Origin of the sequence: Paenibacillus sp. DCT19, assembly GCF_003268635.1 — a bacterium.
Lineage (GTDB): Bacteria > Bacillota > Bacilli > Paenibacillales > Paenibacillaceae > Paenibacillus.
In genome coordinates, this window is the sequence record NZ_CP029639.1 from 6184396 (window position 1) to 6202668 (window position 18273).

Sequence of the window (18273 nt, forward strand, 5' to 3'; positions counted from 1 at the left end):
ATGGATTTATATATAAAGGCGGTGTCTTGCATGCAAACTAACACCATACGAACAGAAGTGTTGCAATACATACAAGATCATAATCTAACGCAAAGTGAGTTCTCGACACGGGCCAATATTAATTCAGGTTCGTTCAGTAGACTCATTAATCAAAATAAACCATTCTCCATGAGCCAGCTTGACGGTATCACGAAAGCTATGGGGCTGGGAGAGGATTATTTCTATTCTCGATTTGTAGGGGAATGTTTCACACTGACCGCTCCAGATTGGCGCAGATTACGTCCCTTCCTAATCCGTTGTGCAGAAGTGGGACGTCTGGATTGTACTGAACTGATCCTGAGTAACCTGTTGGATAACACGAATTATGGAAGTTTACTTTTTGAAGTTGCGGAGGAGTTGTTTCATAGGCAGTACAAAGACGCCGCCAAATTAATATATGAAAGTGTAAGTGTCATCGAGAAATATCAGCATTCTGAGCGTCTGGCTCTATGCCAATATCGTCTATTCTCCCTCTCAATAAGCGATAACCTGGCATTAAATCTGCGCGCCGCTACACGATTTGAACCCTACGCGAATCGCCTGGAGGAAACCGATCAACTGGAAGCTATCAAACATCTCTCTCACGTCTATGTTTCACTGCATGAATGGCATAAGGTCGACACACTTTCCGAAGAAATGTATCGTCTCGCTTCTATTCAATATGAACTATCACTCCATCCCAAACGCAAAACTTCGGAGTATAAGAAGCCTTTTCGACCTTTTTATTTCTATATGCTGTATGCACGCTTGCTTCAATCCGCAGTGTATGAGCAATATGAAGATTACGAGAAAGCAATGGAATATACCCTGCTATATACCAATGCAGACGAATGGATTCGAGATACTTCTGATGAAGCTCAATTAATTATTAGACAATTCAACGACTTTTCAACGGCTAACCAATACCTACTCCGATTATTTATGGGAGAACTGGACTATCTATCTAAATATGTCGAGTATATTGCATCGCAACCTGATGAAATTCCGCATGCACTCTGTAATATTGTGAGAGTTGCCAACAAGTTTAATATTAATATTGATGGTATTCTGGATCGCTTCCAAGATCATGTTCCATATAGGAAATATAATTGCGCATTTGGTGAATACAATGGACCTATTAAAGCGGATGAATATGCATCACTTTTAGTCAATCTAGCGAAATATTTCTTACAATATGATCGTGTCCTTGGGATCGATATTCTACTTGAGGGATTAGAATTTTCTGGTAGTATTAAAAGTGACTCTATAACGATTAAATGCCTTACTCTATTCAATCAATATAGAGAATTAGCAAACCATGAACAATTGAATAAATTTAATAATTTGAATAGTGAGGTGTATCTGTCACATGAAAAAAATTCTCTCAACGCTCATTCTAAGTAGTGTACTTCTTACTGTTGATGCCCCCATATCTGAAATAATAATGAAACTTATGATACATGGTGTTGGAGGAGGATGATAACCTCTATTTATTCCATTTTAATAACACTCCCAGTACATAAGGCGTCCACCAGGACGTCTTTTATTTTTTTGATTTTTCTTCTCTCCTGATCATTTGGCACATACAATGTCGTGAATATGTCTATTTATACGTACATGTCCCTCAGCTTTTTGCTGCATGATCTCTTGATCGAGAGAGGAGTCTTATTGGTGGATATCCGACGTAACCTCGTTTTGCTTATGCTCATTTGTTTTCTCAGTCAGATGGGCGGTTTCATGATCATCCCTCTGTTTCCTTTATTCATTGAAGAATTCGGGATGAGCGGATGGATGATGGGCATTATTTTTGCACTCTTTTATGTCGGGAAAGTGCTGGGTGGTATCCCCTCTGCCGCTGTATATCGCAAGCTGGGGGGCAAGAAGGCTCTGATCCTCATGCTCCTGATGCTCGCTGTCTGCATGGCGGGTTTTGCTGTCTCATCTACTGCTCTGCTCTTCGGTGTATTGCGGCTGCTTCAAGGAGTCGCCTCTACGGGTCTTACAGTAGTTGTACGATCCATCATCGGAGATGAAGGCAATGTAAGCAACCGGGGTTTATATAATGGCTACATTAGCAGCAGTGAAGGCGGCGGTATGGTTCTTGGCCCCGTCATTAGTGGCTGGTTAGCATTACACTGGCCTTTATCCGTCCCTTTTTGGCTGGTTACACTCTGTTGTCTTATGGCTATGGGTGCAGCATGGGGCATGAAGGGCAGGAGCACCACAAACCTGGGTATACAAGCAACACAAGATCTGAATACACATAACCCTTCCTCTCCTACTACAGATACACCCCCTATCCCCACCGGTGCTACTGCATTCATAAACCCTGATCTTGATCAAAGTAACCTCCCTGACACAGATAACTCGGCACTATCGCAGAGACAACAATTTATCGGGTATGCCACCGTTCACTTTCTTGAGATGAGTGCCTATGCTGTATTCCTAACCTACTTCGCTCTGTACGCGGCTCATATTATGCAGTGGAACCCACTCCAGACCAGTCTAGCCTTCACCGTTGCGGGTCTCTCCACACTGGCAGCAGCACCCTTTGCAGGCTATTTATCTGATCGAATGGGCGATCGTTTATTGTTATGTATGCTCGGTATGCTGATGATCGGCATTGAAGTGATTGTATTTCTGAGCACGGCATCTTATTTATGGGTATACGTGGGCATGTTAATTGGAGGCGTAGGCGGCGCATGTTATATGGATTCGTTCTTCGCACACGTCGGTGACCACATTCCAGAGAAGAATCGGAGTAACGTGATTGGAAAAATTGTGTCTGCTGCGGAGATCGGCTCCATCGTGTCTCCGATCATCGCTGCATTACTCGTGGAGTACAGCTCTCTATACGCCGTATTCGTGTTCAATCTGCTGTTGATTGCCGCCGCCATTGGGGTTCAAGCTGTCATGCGTAGCCGTTACCGAGTGCATCAAAGGTAGTCCTTCTTCTTCCTTTACTCATCATTGAAATATGTTGATTGGAGCAGCATTACTGTGCTCCGATTATTTATTTGCATTTTGCAAATAAATGCAGTAGATTGAATTCAATCAGATCAATTGTAACAACTACAATGACTATGAAGCCAAGGTGGCGATCTCCATGAATCAGACAATTTCAGAGCAACAAGTGAATGACGCTTTATTTTCATTTTTACAGAGCATTTATCTATTCGAACAGCGAGAGGTTGAACGATTCCACGTCGATTGGAATGAGGTGTATTTACTCCAGCTTCTAATTCGATACCCAGGTATGCGTATATCCGAGATTTCGAATCGAATGAGAGTGAAGGACTTTGTAACAAGCCGAATGGTGACCAAACTTGAAAAGGCAGGGCTGGCGAATCGAATCGCCTCCAAGACCGATAAACGAGTCGTTGAGGTGTTCATCACCTCCGAAGGCAGAGCCAAGATTATATCCATTGAGGATTTTAACTATTCAACGGTATCCTCCAGTCTTCACCACTTCACCCCTGAGCAGATCCATATGCTGCTGAACACCATTGGGCAGCTCGACACACTTCTGAATCTCAAGCCGGAAGGAGAGAAGCAGGATGACCACAACGACACTAAACGATAAGAAAATCATAGTTACCGGCGCCTCCTCCGGAATAGGGCTAGAAGTTGTAAAGCTGCTTCTCCAGCAAAATTGCACCATCGTTGCCGCAGCCAAAGAGATCGGCGGTCTAACGCCAGACGATGTTCAGTTATTTGCCTATGTCGGTGACCTGTCCACACAAGAAGGGATCGACCAGTTATTCGATTACGCCCTTGATGTCATGGGTGGCATTGATATTTTTATCGCGAACGCAGGCTTTGCTTATTATGAGCTGCTCGGCTCGCCAGACTGGCAACATATCTCCAACATCTTTAATATCAACACCTTCGGAGCGATCTACAGTGCACAGAAGATGAAGCAGCTTCTTGGGGATCATCCATATACCGTTATGTGCACAGCCAGTGGAATGGGAATTCTGCCACTACCGGGATATGCACTGTATAGTGCAACGAAGGCGGCGCTTCGTGGATTTGCCGAGGCATACCGATATGAGCTGAACACAGGCCAACACTTTCAAGTCATATATCCCATCTCCACCCGTACCGATTTCTTCAAAAATGCAGGTAATAGCCCTATGCCGTGGCCTTCACAAACGGCGGCAGCCGTCGCTTCTGCTCTGGTCAGAGGGTTAGGCTCAGGGAAAAGAGACATCTACCCTTCGTTCACTTTTCGTTTAATGAATACACTTAATCGCATTTTTCCATTTGTTTTACGTTTATACGCCAATCATGAAAATGCAAAATTACAACAGTGGGTTCAGCAGAAGCACAGAGAGGAGAAATTCAAATGAATCATTATCCAGCTCCCTGGCAGCTCCAGGGCTCAGGTTATATATTAATCTATCGTTTCACTAAGGAATTTGTAACGCAGCATGGGCGGGTGCCTGCTTTTCTAGAAGGTCAGTTCAGTGGGGGACTGGGAAGTGTGATGCTCGTGAATTACGAGTCTTCTGACGCCGGGCCGTATGGAGAGCTGCTCTTCATCCCAGGAAAGTTCCAGCACCAAGGTCGCAAACTTAATACGATTAGCAAAATATATGTATCCACGTCAGATAGTGTAGATAATGGCTGGGAGAACTGGGGCATTCCGAAGGAACTTGCCGCGTTCTCATTCCAGAAGCTGGCTTCTGGTAAAGAACACGTGCAAGTTAGCCAAGCCGGGGTATCCATTGCTGATCTAACCTTATCTGCATTTGGTCCGAGCTTCCCCGTTAACACACGACTACTACCGTTCCCACTCGTTCAGCAGCATCAACAGCAATGGTATTACACACAATTTTCCGGCAAAGGAAAAGGCAGACTCGCCAAGATTGACGAGCTATCCATCAATGCTGCATTGTTCCCTGACATCTCGCTCTGCAAGCCATGGGCGGTGCTTAAGGTTGATCCGTTTGCAATCACCTTCCCTGTTACCACCATCCAGAAGTAAGAAGCTGACAGCTCATTGAGGCATCTCCTACCTGCTGGATTGAGCCATAATACATCTTCAGTTCATTTCTCCTCAAAAAAAGAACCCGCTCGCACCAGATTAATGGGCGAACGGGCATTTCGGGGATCGATCTGAATCTGATGGTAACTGCTCATCCCTAGTCGATGCAGCAGCTCCATCCTGATTGTCTAACGTAGTCTCAGCATTAGCTCCAGCTAGATTTATCACTGGATCTTGACGAAAAAAGTTCGGTTTCACAATCTCATTTCGGTATGAGCTATGGAAAATATGCGTTGTCGCGGGAGAGACAGGCGGTATGAGCCATACCCAATCCCCGTCAGCTCTCGTCCAGCCTTCTCTTCCCGTTGCTCAAATAAAGCAAACTGTGAGGCCGCTGTGTGGTGATCTACGATGCTTACGCCAGCTTTCTTGAACGAATGTAGCACAGCAACATTCAGTTCAACGAGTGCCCGATCTTTCCACAGAGTCGTCTCACTGTTCGTGCTCAGGCCTAGCGCCTTCGCCACCACAGGTAGCATGTTGTATCGGAACGTATCTGCCAAGTTACGCGCACCGATCTCCGTTCCCATATACCAGCCGTTAAATGGTGCGGCGGGATAGGATATTCCCCCAATCTCCAGCCGCATGTCAGCAATCATCGGTACACCGTACCAACGCATACCAAGCTCAGCGATTTCAGGACGTTCTGGATGCTCAATAGTGACTTCTACGATATCCTCTTCAGGTACCGGATACCACTCTGGATGTCCATCCTGAGCTTGCATAATGATGGGGAGCACATCATACGCCGTACCAGCTCCCTGCCATCCAAGCTCCATTGCAGCACGAGTTAGCTCCAGAGAAGCGGGGTCACCTACGATACCTTCGGCAGTTTCATACCCTGCATAACGAATCAACTGATGATTCCAGATACGTACAGGTGCTCCGTGTGGTCCAGCTGGAGGAAGAATCGTGATCGTAGGTATAATTTTACCGCCATTGGAAGCCACCCGAATATGATGGAGCACGGCATCGGCAGCAGTTGCGACTGTATCTGCATGACGAGCGTCAATGATACGCAAGCTGTCCCAGAATAATCGTCCAATACAGCGATTGCTATTACGCCATGCCATTTTGCACCCTTGTTCCAGTTCTTCTAAAGTGTGCGTATATGTGCCCTTTTCCTCGATTTCATGTTGAACAGCATTAAGCCGGGTCTCCGCGTCTTCACGCGAATAACCCAGCTCATCGTAACATCTATATATAAAGTGTTCTGCTTCTTCCTTCAATTCTCTTAGGCCTGTCCGCATCGTTCATTCCACCATTCTATCCATCTTGAATGCCCTCATTATACGGTAAGCAAATTCAATTTGTAAGCGAACAGACAGTTTGTTCACGGACTCTACACATCGCTGTCAGGCTATAGGATAACCTTGCACCGTTTAGCAGTTTATTGGAGACAAGTTAGGATTACGCTGTAGGGTTTTGGTTTTAGGGATCACGACTTCAAAGAACCGTTATTTTCCCAGAAAAGCATTCAGCATCCATACTTCTTTGTCCAATCCAGCCGTGAAACCAATCAGCATGTCCTCAGTTGCTTTGTCATCTGCTGCACTCGCTGCTTGGATACCTTCGTTAATCACGTTCAACATCAGGCGCAGATCCGCAACAACAGCTTCAACCATACGTTCTGCAGTGAATTGCCCTTGAGCCTCTTCAATCGGAGACAAACGCAACTGTTCCGACATCGTCGCTACTGGGCGTCCACCGATGGTCAACAAACGCTCTGCTGCTTCATCCATATGAGCTGTAGCCAAATTGTACAGTTCTTCGAATTTGGCATGTAATGTGAAGAAGTGTGGTCCTTGAACATACCAGTGGAAATGATGCAATTTCGTGTACAGTACAGACCAGCCTGCGATCTGACGGTTAAGTACCTCGTGAAGTTCAGTTGTTTCAGTTACAAATGGGTTGGTTTTAGTTTGCATTGTGCTCATGGAATTAATCCCCTCTCGAATTCATTATTTTAAGTTAATGTGTAGTGAATATGGAATTACTTACGTTGTCGTTGTCACTTCTTTAATTTAGACTTAATCTAAATCTTGTTTTAATTATAACACCAGCTTACTCACTTGGCTAGGCTTTCGGCTATGTTATGAAATGAAGATTCTATGAAGGGAACTTCATCTTCTGAGCATTAAAAAAGCAGCCCATCGTATGTTATCGATTGGACTGCTGTATATCATTCAATTCATTTTACAACCTCAATAGATGGTATCTATAGAAAAGTTACACTGATATCTATCAGGAAATCTCAGACAAAAGAACACGTTTGATGTCCTCATACGTTTGCGCAACATGATGTGGTTGGTGATCTGATTCAGGCATGGCTTCACGATGATTAAACCAGATAACGCTCCATCCGGCATCCACTGCACCTACGACATCGTTACGCCATGAGTCTCCAATGTAGAAGCTGTTAGAGGGCGTTGTGCCTGTTAGCTCGTTTACATGTTCGAATAGTCGCCGATCTGGTTTGGCATAACCAATGGTGCCCGAGATGAAGATTCGTTCCTCTGGGATCAATCCAATTACATCTAATGCTTCCAGCTTGGTACGTTGGTGTGCTCCAGGTCCGTTCGTGATCAAGCCAACGACATGCCCCTCGGCTGACAGTCTCCGAATCAGATCGTACGCGCCTTCAAAAGGTAATATCCGAAACTGGCAGCTTAGATATTGCTGCTGCAATGCTTCTGCTTGTCCTGCTTGTAGTGACACACCGAACTCTTCTAAGGTCAGCTCGAACCGGCGACGACGCATCCGTTCCATAGCTGCCGGTTCCGGTACAGCGGACAATCCCTCCTGCTCCGATAACCAATCACTATAGTAGCGAAAGCGATGATATGCCTCGCTGTAGGGAAAATCGTCCGGTAGGCCAAGAATATCCTGAAGCGCCCCGCGTAATGGTTGTAGATGATCATATAACGTATCATCCACATCGAAAAATACAGCCTTCTTAGCATTCGAATTAGATGTCATCATTAAGACTCCCTCTCTCGTCTCTATATAATTGAGATAAACGTATGAAACAATATTCCTTCTATAATAAGCTACAGAACAGCGAACGAATTCATTAACATATTAGAATAATGTGGGAATACACTCCGTTGAATGTTATAATTAAGTTTCTATGAATACCTTATTTAACGACTCCAAGGAACCCTACAAGGAGGTATATTCATGAAATTTTTCTCATACCCGACTGAATATAAGCGTATTGTGTACCATCTGATTCTAAACTGTAGCCTTCTGCTCTTTGCCGCGGCAGTGATGGTCTACGCTTTTTATAATTTCCCTTCTGCTTCAACATTCAACTATGTACTCATTGCAATACCTATGGCAGGTAGTACCGTAAGATCAGTATACTATGTGATAAAGCTCAGGAAAATGAGATCTGCTCAGAGTTCTGCATCCGAACTATAATAATCATCCTATCATACAGGATCGTCAAAAAAAGGTAAGTACACGGTATTCTCTCTACCATGCACTTACCTTTTTGTATATTCCTCAGAACCCAGTTACTGAATTTCAAATGAATTTCAACTTCGATGCTGATGATTCCATTGGGTTTCTTTCTAATCAAAAGCGGATCTTTGAACAATCGCTATTGTACGATTAGTGGTACAACCTTACCTGCATTCACATCAATCAGCCCGTGATCGGTAATTTTGAGTGCTGGACTCACGGCAAGGGAATGGGTGCTAATCGACATAATCGGATTATAATGCACATAACCGAGCGATAACATGGCAGCCCGTAATTCCTTCACTTGATGGGATACAACAGCCAGCGGTTCCTCGGTCAGAATACCACCTACCGGAAGCTCCAGATGACTGAGCACTTTGCCATCCTCAACAACGCAGAATCCCCCTTGGCTCGAAATCACCTTGTTAGCTGCCATAATCATATCTTTGCGGTTACGTCCAACGACGAGAAGGTTGTGATTGTCGTGGGAATACGTTGTTGCGATGGCACCGCGTTTAATCGTATCTCCACCAATCAGACCATGTGCATGATTACCGTTCACCCCATAACGCTCAAAGGTGGCAATCTGTCCATATTCACTCTCTTCCCACAAGAGCTCATCTCCCGTTACCTGTATCTGCGCAATATGTTCTTCCACAAAGGTCGAGCCATCCTTCACCATCATAACCCGGCATGGGTACGAGGATTCACCCGCATGGTCTTCATTCGCCTTCGGCTTGTCTTCTGCCTGAAGAGCATCTACAACACTACCCGTACCTACTCCTGAACCACTAACTTTAGGATCGGATAAACGAATTGCAAAGTCCTCTTCATCAAGCGGCTGCAATTGCACACTATGGTAGAAATGAGCTGGGAACTGCCCAATGATCCGTTCTTGTGTATACGGTTCGTAATCATCGTAAGCCTTACGACCTTTTTTGTAGACCTGATCGACACGCAACATTTCAAGGTCGGACAACAGTACGTAGTCTGCTACCTTACCTGGTGCGATACTGCCACGATCCGTCATTTTCATCCGAGCTGCAGGAGTAGACGTTGCCGCGTAAATCGCATCTTCTGGGCGCATTCCCATACCAATCGCTTTACGTACAAGATGATCCAGATGTCCTCGCTCCACCAGACTATCAGGCATAACATCATCTGTTACAAAACAGAAATGCTCCTTCACATCATGCTGAATTAGATACTCCATCACTTCCGGTGTCATGGATTTCTCTTGGATTTCAATAAACATGCCCGCAGCAATACGAGCCTGTAATCCCTCAATACTCTGATGTGTATGATCCGAATCAACCCCAGCATAGATCAGTCGGTGCAGATCCAGACCTAATAGCTTCGGTGTATGCCCCTCAATGACAAGCTCCGGGTAGTTCTTCCGAATGTGGCGAAGAATCTGATTCGTTTTGCAGTCTGGGTCGCGAATGACATCCACATAGTTCATAATCTCACCCAGACAGATGATCTCTCCGGTTGCCAATAATGTATCCATATCTTCGATCTCGATGGAACCACCTGTCGTTTCCATTGGAGTCGCCGGCACAGAACTTGGGATCGCATAGAACATGTCCACCAACGTCTCCCGACTTGCCGCCATCATCTCCTGCACACCTTCCAGACCGAACACATTAGCCATCTCATGTGGCTCAGGCACAATGGAAGTCACCCCAGAGCGGATCAGTCCGTGTGAAAATGTAGCTGGCGTTACCATTGTACTCTCAATGTGCAGATGAATATCAATCAAGCCTGGAATCATATAACGACCACGTGCATCAATGACTTCATCGGCATTAATGAGCTCCGACCCGCCTGAACCGATATATAGGAATCGACCGTCCAATACAGCGACGTTATTTTTTTCGAACCTTTTATAATAACTGTTATACACATTTACATTCACAATTAGTTGATCTGCACGCATTGGCATAATCTCCTTCTTCACAAGCATCTCGGCGTGATCCGGATGAGCAGTCTACCTACAATGTGCTGCACTGCGCTTTTATCTACAGTTCCGCACTACGATGCACCTTGCCCTAACCGGATTCACCGCTAATATGCCTTCTTTGCTGCTTTACTTCCTGTTGCTGTCAATTACATTCAATGACTATTCCACTAACACAAGTTTATCCTGTGGGAAAATCAGACTCACTCGCTGTCCGCTAAGATAAGGCGTCTCCATCTCTTGGTTAGCTGTGAAGTCGCCAAGTTCCGTCTCAATGACATACTGGTAACTACGACCGAGGTACGTACTCACCTTCACGATGCCTGGCAATGCATTAGCGAGATCCGCGGATGTGTCTCCACTCACGATCAGATCATCCGGGCGAATCGCGCCTTTGCGAGCACCGGCACGAGCGGTACCCGGATGTGCAGTAGCATTAAACGTACGGCCTCCCGCATGCAACGTAATCATATCCCCTGCATCCGTGCGATCCGCAAATTCAATAAAGTTATGGAATCCGATAAATCGTGCTACAAACTCCGTTGCCGGATATTTAAAAATTGTCTCTGGGCGGTCGAGCTGCTCGACCACGCCTTTGTTCATGATCGCTACCTGATCGGAAATCGAGAAACACTCTTCCTGATCATGAGACACATAGAGCGTAGTGATGCCCAGCTCCTGCTGAATCCGGCGAATCTCGACCCGCATGTTGAGTCGCAGGTTAGCATCCAGATTACTGAGCGGTTCATCAAATAGAAGCAGATCCGGTTCAATCACCAGTGCGCGGGCAATCGCCACACGTTGACGCTGTCCACCGGACAGTTCCGTCGGGAAGCGTTTCTCGAATCCAATCAAGTTAACTACTTCAAGGATGCGCATCACACGTGAGGAGATATCCTTGTCCTTCACCTTGCGCATCCGCAGGCCGAAGGCCACATTATCATAGACAGACAGATGCGGGAACAGCGCATAGCTCTGAAATACAAATCCGAAGTTCCGCTTGTTCACCGGAACCTTCGTGTAATCCTTGCCGCCGAACATAAACTTGCCCTGTGATGCTTCCAGGAATCCGGCGATGAGGCGCAGCGTAGTTGTTTTGCCGCAACCGCTCGGTCCGAGCAGGGAGAGCAGCTTACCATTTTCCAGCTCCAACTGAAAATCCTTCAGGATTGTCTGCTTATCGTATGCCACGGATACGTGGTCTAGTGTCAGCAATGCCATAGCGTTCTGCGCCTCCAATTAACGTTTAGTAAAGTATGAAAATCCGCCCATGATCCGTTCGATCACGAACATTAAGAGTCCTGTCAGTACCATCAGCAGCACGGAAATGGCTGCAATCGTTGGGTCAAAATAATTCTCCACGTACGTCAGCATCTGAATCGGCAATGTACTCACACCTGGGCCAGTCATGAACACGGAAATATCCACGTTGTTGAACGATTCCAAGAAAGCAATAAGTACCGCCGCCAGAATACCGGAGCGTATGTTAGGCAGCACCACCTGAAAGAACGTTCTTAGACGTCCTGCACCCAGACTAAGTGCCGCTTCCTCCACTGCAAAATCAAAGCTCGACAGACTTGAAGCAATAACCCGAATAATAAACGGAAGCATAATAATCGTGTGTCCAATCAACAATCCCAGAACCATTGGAAGGTGATAAATCACGATCAGATATTTCATTAACGTGAAACCAAGCACGATCCCCGGAATCAATACCGGTGATAGGAATACGGCATTCAGCAATGATTTGCCTTTGAAATCGTAACGACTGAGTGCATACGCAGCCGGAATCCCTAGCGCCAGTGCCAGCAAGTTCCCCAGCAGGGAGATAATGATGGACGTCTGGAATGTGCGGAGGAAACCGCCTGTGTTAAAAATATTTTCGTACCAGCGGAAGGAGAATCCCTCCGGTGGGAATTTGAGTACCGTTCCCGGTTCAAACGAAGTGACCGATATGATCAGAAGCGGGCCCAGCAGAAAGATAAAGACCAGCAGACTGAACAGGCCCAGCCCGATATGTTTCTCCCGCATATGTCTACCCCTTCGGATTTAAAGTTTTGGCCATTTTGTTCATGACACCGACCACGACGAATGTAATCACAATCATAATCGCGGCAACAACCGAGGCCAGATACCAGTCGTTGAGAGTCATGGCGTTCTGATACAGGAACGTGGCAATTACACGCTGTTTCCCTCCAAGGAGGGCAGGTGTCGTATATGCCGTCAGACTGCCGACAAATACAAGCACGGCTCCGATGACAAGCCCTGGCACAGCCAGTGGGAACACAACCCGGCGGAATGCAGTGAAGCGGGATGCACCCAGGCTTTGTGCTGCTTTGAGCAGGTCACCATCAATGTTCTCCAGTACGCCGACCAGGGAAATAATCATGAGCGGCAAGAATAGATGTGTCAGACCAATCATCATCGCTGCCGGCGTGTACAAAATATCCAGCGGCTTGTCCACGATCCCCAAACCAACGAGCGCGTTGTTAATCAGCCCTTTACGTCCAAGGATAATCATCCAGCTGAACGAGCGCACAACCGGGCTCGTCAAGAGTGGGAAGATCGCCAGTGCCAGCAAAATGCCTTTGCGGCGCGGCGCTTTCCGAGAAATATAATAAGCTGTCGGGAATCCGAGCACCACGCAGACAATCGTGGTGACCACACTGACCTGCAGGGTGGTAAGCAATATTTTCAAAAAGTAAGGGTCTCTGAAAAAATGCATGTATCCTTCAAACGTGAAGGAGTTTTCCTGAAAAAAGGTCGACCCGATCGTCAGGACAATCGGAATGATCATGAATGCCGCCAAAAATATGAATCCCGGCAGCAATAGCCAGTAGATTACTGATTTTTTCATCGTTCTACTCCTGACATAAGAAAAATTTGAGTCATTCCAAAAACAAGTGTTGGTTATCTCCGCATCAGCCGTTCCGGATACGAATCGTTCTTCCGATCGCTGTTATCCTTGGATTTTCTTGATCTCCTTCTTCTTAGAAGGAAAAATCCAAGGATAAAGGCGAGCGCTTCGCTTCTCCAGAATCGATTTCGTCCCCTCCACTAAGCGGGATCAAGTTAAGAACTTATTTTAATATCGATCTTAACTTTCCTCTTTGGATAAAAATATTAACGAGTTCAAAAAATCCGGTTTTCAGTGCCGAGAAGATGGGATGAAGATAGAAATGGAGTAGCGGAGCGTAGGCAAAACTACGTGAGCAACTGACATTTCGGCTGAATCCCATCTTCGATGCTGAGATGCCGACAGGCATCCTTCGTAATCAAAAGCGGATTTTTTGAACAACCTCTAAATTTACGAATTTAATGCGTTGATAAACAGTTCTAGGAAGCTTTCCGCATCTACCGTTTCGCAGACGAGGGTGTTGGGCTGTTGTCCCAAACGGTTTTGGAAATCACACACCATCTGACCGTCACACAGACGGCTCGCGGTTTCGACATCCACGTAATACGACTTGCGTCCAACCAGTTCCGGAGCGAGTGCTACGCCAACAGCTAGTGGATCATGCAGCGCACATGCTCGTACACCATTCATTTGTTCGTAACGATTAATATAAATCTCCGTACTCTGAGCTACATATGCGCGTAGTACAGGATCTGTGAGGCGTTCAATGGTAGCTTCATTCAGCAACGTCTGGCGTGTAACATCTAGTCCTACTTGTGTGAGCTTCTCAATTCCTGCCTGCACAACGATACGTGCAGCCTCTGGATCGGCGTACGTATTGTACTCCGCTACCGGTGTCACGTTACCGTGCCCCCGTACAACACCACCCATGAAGATGACTTCCTTCAATAAAGAAGGCAGCTCCGGACATTTAATTAGCGCCAGCGCCAAATTCGTAAGTGGTGCCGTCATAATCAGGGTGAGTTCACCTGGGTATAGTTTAGCCTGCTCCACGATAAAGTCTGGGCCGAACCCTGGATCGGCCTGCTTGGACACTGCCGGATCAGGCAGCGCACCACCCAATCCGTCCTGTCCATGCACACGATGTTCATAATGAGACTTCCGAGTCAGCGGACTCGCTGCTCCAGCAATCACCGGAATGGCAGGCGCACCTGCCAGCTCCAGTATTTTGCACGTATTCTCCGTTGCCTGCGCTAGAGATACATTGCCGCAGACAGTCGTGATGCCGAGAATATCTAGCTTCCGGCTTTTGACAGCCAGTAGAATCGCCAGCGCATCATCAATACCTGTATCTACATCCAAGATGATGGGATTAGACGTTTTACTCATCTATGCTCTACTCCTTGTCGTTACGTTTGTTTTATTGGGCAATCTCACGATTCCAACGATCTGTCCAGCCTTTAGCTTGTTGGTTTACAAACTCCATATCCAGCTTGTTCAACTTCTCAACCACGTCTGCTCCGTATGTCACACCTTCAGCTTCTTCAGCATTCAGTTCTACTTTTGTGTTTACTGGAGAATCCACTTTGGCTTTAGCTGATTTCGCTTGAACGTCCTGACTGAGCTGCCAGTTGATGAACTCTTCAGCGAGTTCTTTGTTTTTGCTGCCTTTAACTACGTTGATCGTGTTCATAACGGCATAAGCACCCTCGCTAGGTGTTACAAACTTCGCATTAGGCACAGCTGCCTTCAAGTCTTTGAAGTACATTTCCATAATTGGACCGCCTGCAATCTCTTCTTGGGAGAACATGTTCACATACTCCGAAGTTTGCGTGTAGAATTTCACGACATTTCCGCTAAGCTCTTTCAGCTTCGTGAATGCGGCATCTTCATTAAACGTATCATTACCTGCAACACGGGATGCTGCATCGAGTACCATTGGGCCAGCGGTTGCTGTAATGTTCGGAATCGTCAGGTTATTTTCAAAAGCGGGATCCCATAGATCGCTCCAAGAAGTAACTTCTTTGGCAACCATGTCTGGGTTATACGCAATCCCCAATTGTCCAACGGTGTAAGCAGGGCCGTAATCTTCACCAAGTGGAGCTTGGGCAATCTCATAAATATCATTGATGTTCGGAATTTTGGAGCGGTCGATTTTCTCAAATAGGCCTTCGTCAATGCCTTGCTGTGCATAGTAGTCAGACAGATAGATCACATCTACGCTGGATGTACCCTGACGGATTTTGTTCAAGCGCTCAGCATTGTTGCCCACTTCCAGCACGATATCTACATTATGTTCTTTTTCAAATGGACCAAATACTTCTTGATTGAAGAAATCTTCCGAGAAACCCCATGTGGAGATAACCAGTTTCGTTGGAGCTGTTCCTCCATTGCCTGATCCGCCTGCTGCATCATCTGTGCTGCTGCCACAACCTGCAAGTAATACCGAAGTCATCGCTACTGTCGCCAAACCACTAATCCATTTTTTCATCATGATCTTAATCCCCCTGATATGTGTGATTTATAACGCAATTTATGAAGTTGAATTAGCTTGATAACACAATTAACGAAGAAATCAGAAAGGACCTGAAGAAGCAAAGCGTTCGTATTATCACCAGATTCCGCCTCCAGAAAGAGTATTCATAGGAATCAGGGGATAACGACGATCGAAAGGTTTTCTGTTTTCGGAGCATTTGTGTTATGACAGGGCTAATTCAACTTAAAAAAACAAAAAGAAAAGCATTCTTGTGTGAACAAGAACACTTTTCTTCGTAAACAAAGGAAAGCGACACCCGTAGCCGGTACATCATCGGTTTCTGCTTCAGAATCAATCCAAAGACAGACGCCATCGTATGAAATTGTCAGAATCCATATGAATCTCAGGTACAAAGGCAGTATGCATCAACAGGAAAACCCCACTAATCCATCTATGCTTGTTCCAAAATCACATTGGTAATGGCCCACTGCGTGGACGCATCATAATCCCTTAAAACAGCTTCAATTGGCAAACCCATGTGTTGCTCTAACTTCTCCCTGAATTTCTTCTTATATAAGACAGACATGCGGAAGTCCACTTCCAGCTTCAAGCCGGGGGCCTCCCCTTCCAGGGCGTCAGAGCGTGGCGAACGTCGGTGCTTCGCGAAGAAGGTTACAATATTCTGATCTACGGTCACTCTCAGGAGAGTTGTCCCGAAGCCGAACAGTTCCTTCGATATTTCATTATAGTATTGGCACATCTTTTTCTTGCTCTCATTACTGTCCAGCAGTTCCATGAACTCACCTACATCATTTACTACCGTACATTAAACGTATTAACACGTCTGATTATACATAAATGTTCTGTGTTGGGCAACCCAAAAGATGAACTTCACCTACAAATATCTCATAAAAGCGAACATTACATGAATTGAAACGTATTTATATCTGTACTTAACGTGATTGAACAAAGGATTGAACTGGTAAAAGTATACCCGCAGACTACGTTCTCTATCCATTACATTCGCTGCAGAAAGAACGATCATACTTACGATGGACATAAACTGTACAAGAACTAAATATGATCATAAATACAAACTTCATTTTCATAAATCCCTTGTAGAATTCAATGGAAGTCATGGACAAACTTCCACATTAACCCTTAAAATAAGACAAAATGTCTAAATAAATGAAATGGAGGCTTATATCATGAAATGCCCAGTATGTAATCATGAAAATGAAAATGCTAGCTTTTGCGAGAGGTGCGGATCGAACCTGACCGAGGTTGCTTCGACTTCTTCCCCTGCTGGCGCTTCACCAGATTACGAATCTGCTGCTGCATCGGAGTCCGAATATACGCGTTGGTCAAGTAAACAAGACTCTCCTAATCATGCACCTCAAGATTCCAGCTCGAATACATCAGCACCCATTCCAATTCGGCAACCGCAAGAACAAGCGCACACTACCGAAAATCAGGCATCCGGTGATCAACAGAACAATCAATGGAACAATATGATGCAAAATGAGAAAGTTCAGCAAGCCAAAGAAGTAAGCAAACAATATGCATCTTATTTCCTTAGCGTTCTTGTTCGTCCTTACCAAGCAATGAAGAGCGTTGGTGAACAGCACTCATTCAATGGATGGTTGACGATGGCTTTAATCGCAGTTTTATCCTCTACATACTTCTTAATTGCCTTTAGCTCTATGGAAATTCCCGGCATATTCATAAGTGGGTTCATCAGACCTCTCTTGCTTACAGCCATCATGCTAATTATTGCGGTAGCGTTAATGTATATCATTTTGAAAGTGGAGAAGCTTACGTTCCGTCCCAAAATTCTCGTAGCCCAGTACGGCGCATTATTGGTTCCAGCAGTGGCTGCACTCGTTCTGGCGAACGTGTTCACGATCATTTCCTTCTCCTTCTCACTGTATTTTGTCGCGATTGCTTACATCATCGTCATTGTAGGCATGAATGCGGTTGTGTTCCAATATCCATTGAATCGTTCCAAAGCCGCAATCGACAGCATCTATACGGTGCTCATTGCCAACATCGTGCTAGTCTATGTCGTATATCGTTTGCTCTTGGAGACATTGCTTAGCATCCTGAGCTTGTTCTACTCTTCGTTCTGGCGGATGTAGTCCTCTCCCTAGAGGTAATCGATGATCAATATGGCATTTCAAAAGGTTCTCTTGCTTCGGCAACGAGAGCCTTTTTGTTATAACTATAGAGCAACTATAGTGTGGAACAGGACATATGATGAACTTGAAACTTGAATTCACTTTGAAAAACATGTCATGTATATCGCACAAAGATTGCACGATCCACATGATTACACTATAATGTGTAGTGTAAATTTGATATGATTTTATTTACGTATTGGACATCTAAGGAAGATGCCCATCCACCTTTCGCTCTCGCATCTAATCTGCGGTACATCTCGGTGTACT

The 18273-nt window shown here is 45.5% G+C and carries 16 protein-coding genes and 1 pseudogene; 7 read left to right on the top strand and 10 right to left on the bottom strand.

Features of this window, described 5'->3' with window-relative positions; genetic code table 11:
• The first annotated feature begins 30 nt into the window (after nucleotides 1-30).
• From DMB88_RS28005 to DMB88_RS28025, 5 genes are all read left to right on the top strand, one after another.
• Nucleotides 31-1422 carry a transcriptional regulator gene (locus tag DMB88_RS28005; RefSeq protein WP_128103916.1) on the top strand — a complete coding sequence of 464 codons (1392 nt, stop codon included), beginning with the start codon at nucleotides 31-33 and terminating at the stop codon, nucleotides 1420-1422.
• A 267-nt stretch (nucleotides 1423-1689) separates the two neighbouring features.
• On the top strand, nucleotides 1690-2964 hold the full coding sequence (locus DMB88_RS28010) for an MFS transporter (protein ID WP_164848807.1): 1275 nt from the start codon (nucleotides 1690-1692) through the stop codon (nucleotides 2962-2964).
• A gap of 160 nt (nucleotides 2965-3124) precedes the next feature.
• Nucleotides 3125-3601 (top strand): MarR family winged helix-turn-helix transcriptional regulator, encoded by a 477-nt coding sequence (locus tag DMB88_RS28015; protein ID WP_128103918.1) that lies wholly within the window; start codon nucleotides 3125-3127, stop codon nucleotides 3599-3601.
• Nucleotides 3576-4370, top strand: a complete 795-nt coding sequence (locus tag DMB88_RS28020; protein ID WP_128103919.1) for an SDR family NAD(P)-dependent oxidoreductase — start codon at nucleotides 3576-3578, stop codon at nucleotides 4368-4370. Before DMB88_RS28015 ends, DMB88_RS28020 begins: the two co-directional genes overlap by 26 nt.
• Nucleotides 4367-5008 (top strand): acetoacetate decarboxylase family protein, encoded by a 642-nt coding sequence (locus DMB88_RS28025; protein ID WP_128103920.1) that lies wholly within the window; start codon nucleotides 4367-4369, stop codon nucleotides 5006-5008. Before DMB88_RS28020 ends, DMB88_RS28025 begins: the two co-directional genes overlap by 4 nt.
• A 99-nt stretch (nucleotides 5009-5107) precedes the next feature.
• On the opposite strand, the pseudogene DMB88_RS28030 reads toward DMB88_RS28025, so the two are convergent.
• The 3 genes and pseudogenes from DMB88_RS28030 to DMB88_RS28040 form a co-directional block, all read right to left on the bottom strand.
• Nucleotides 5108-6318: pseudogene (locus tag DMB88_RS28030) on the bottom strand (nitric oxide synthase oxygenase).
• Nucleotides 6319-6525: 207 nt separating this feature from the next.
• The gene (locus DMB88_RS28035; protein WP_128103921.1) at nucleotides 6526-7005 is read right to left on the bottom strand and encodes a Dps family protein; all 480 of its coding nucleotides are present in this window, start codon (nucleotides 7003-7005) and stop codon (nucleotides 6526-6528) included.
• 307 nt (nucleotides 7006-7312) lie between these two features.
• Nucleotides 7313-8050: an HAD family hydrolase gene (locus DMB88_RS28040; RefSeq protein WP_128103922.1), complete on the bottom strand. Its 738-nt coding sequence runs from the start codon at nucleotides 8048-8050 to the stop codon at nucleotides 7313-7315.
• A gap of 198 nt (nucleotides 8051-8248) precedes the next feature.
• Here DMB88_RS28040 and DMB88_RS28045 point away from each other — a divergent pair, with 198 nt between their 5' ends.
• Nucleotides 8249-8491, top strand: a complete 243-nt coding sequence (locus DMB88_RS28045; RefSeq protein ID WP_128103923.1) for a hypothetical protein — start codon at nucleotides 8249-8251, stop codon at nucleotides 8489-8491.
• A gap of 181 nt (nucleotides 8492-8672) precedes the next feature.
• Here DMB88_RS28045 and DMB88_RS28050 read toward each other — a convergent pair whose 3' ends face one another.
• The 7 genes from DMB88_RS28050 to DMB88_RS28080 form a co-directional block, all read right to left on the bottom strand.
• Entirely contained in the window at nucleotides 8673-10472 is a 1800-nt protein-coding gene (locus tag DMB88_RS28050; RefSeq protein ID WP_128103924.1) for an adenine deaminase C-terminal domain-containing protein, read from the bottom strand.
• A 183-nt stretch (nucleotides 10473-10655) separates the two neighbouring features.
• On the bottom strand, nucleotides 10656-11714 hold the full coding sequence (locus tag DMB88_RS28055) for an ABC transporter ATP-binding protein (protein WP_128103925.1): 1059 nt from the start codon (nucleotides 11712-11714) through the stop codon (nucleotides 10656-10658).
• Between the two features lie 18 nt (nucleotides 11715-11732).
• Nucleotides 11733-12524 (bottom strand): ABC transporter permease, encoded by a 792-nt coding sequence (locus tag DMB88_RS28060; RefSeq protein WP_128103926.1) that lies wholly within the window; start codon nucleotides 12522-12524, stop codon nucleotides 11733-11735.
• A gap of 4 nt (nucleotides 12525-12528) precedes the next feature.
• Nucleotides 12529-13350, bottom strand: a complete 822-nt coding sequence (locus tag DMB88_RS28065; RefSeq protein WP_056701902.1) for an ABC transporter permease — start codon at nucleotides 13348-13350, stop codon at nucleotides 12529-12531.
• 450 nt (nucleotides 13351-13800) lie between these two features.
• Complete coding sequence (locus DMB88_RS28070) at nucleotides 13801-14739, bottom strand: nucleoside hydrolase (protein WP_128103927.1); 939 nt, start codon at nucleotides 14737-14739, stop codon at nucleotides 13801-13803.
• Nucleotides 14740-14770: 31 nt separating this feature from the next.
• The gene (locus DMB88_RS28075; RefSeq protein WP_128104640.1) at nucleotides 14771-15841 is read right to left on the bottom strand and encodes an ABC transporter substrate-binding protein; all 1071 of its coding nucleotides are present in this window, start codon (nucleotides 15839-15841) and stop codon (nucleotides 14771-14773) included.
• A gap of 436 nt (nucleotides 15842-16277) precedes the next feature.
• Entirely contained in the window at nucleotides 16278-16622 is a 345-nt protein-coding gene (locus DMB88_RS28080) for a Na-translocating system protein MpsC family protein (protein WP_056701897.1), read from the bottom strand.
• 412 nt (nucleotides 16623-17034) lie between these two features.
• Here DMB88_RS28080 and DMB88_RS28085 point away from each other — a divergent pair, with 412 nt between their 5' ends.
• Nucleotides 17035-17964, top strand: a complete 930-nt coding sequence (locus DMB88_RS28085) for a zinc ribbon domain-containing protein (protein WP_128103928.1) — start codon at nucleotides 17035-17037, stop codon at nucleotides 17962-17964.
• The last annotated feature ends 309 nt before the right edge of the window (nucleotides 17965-18273 follow it).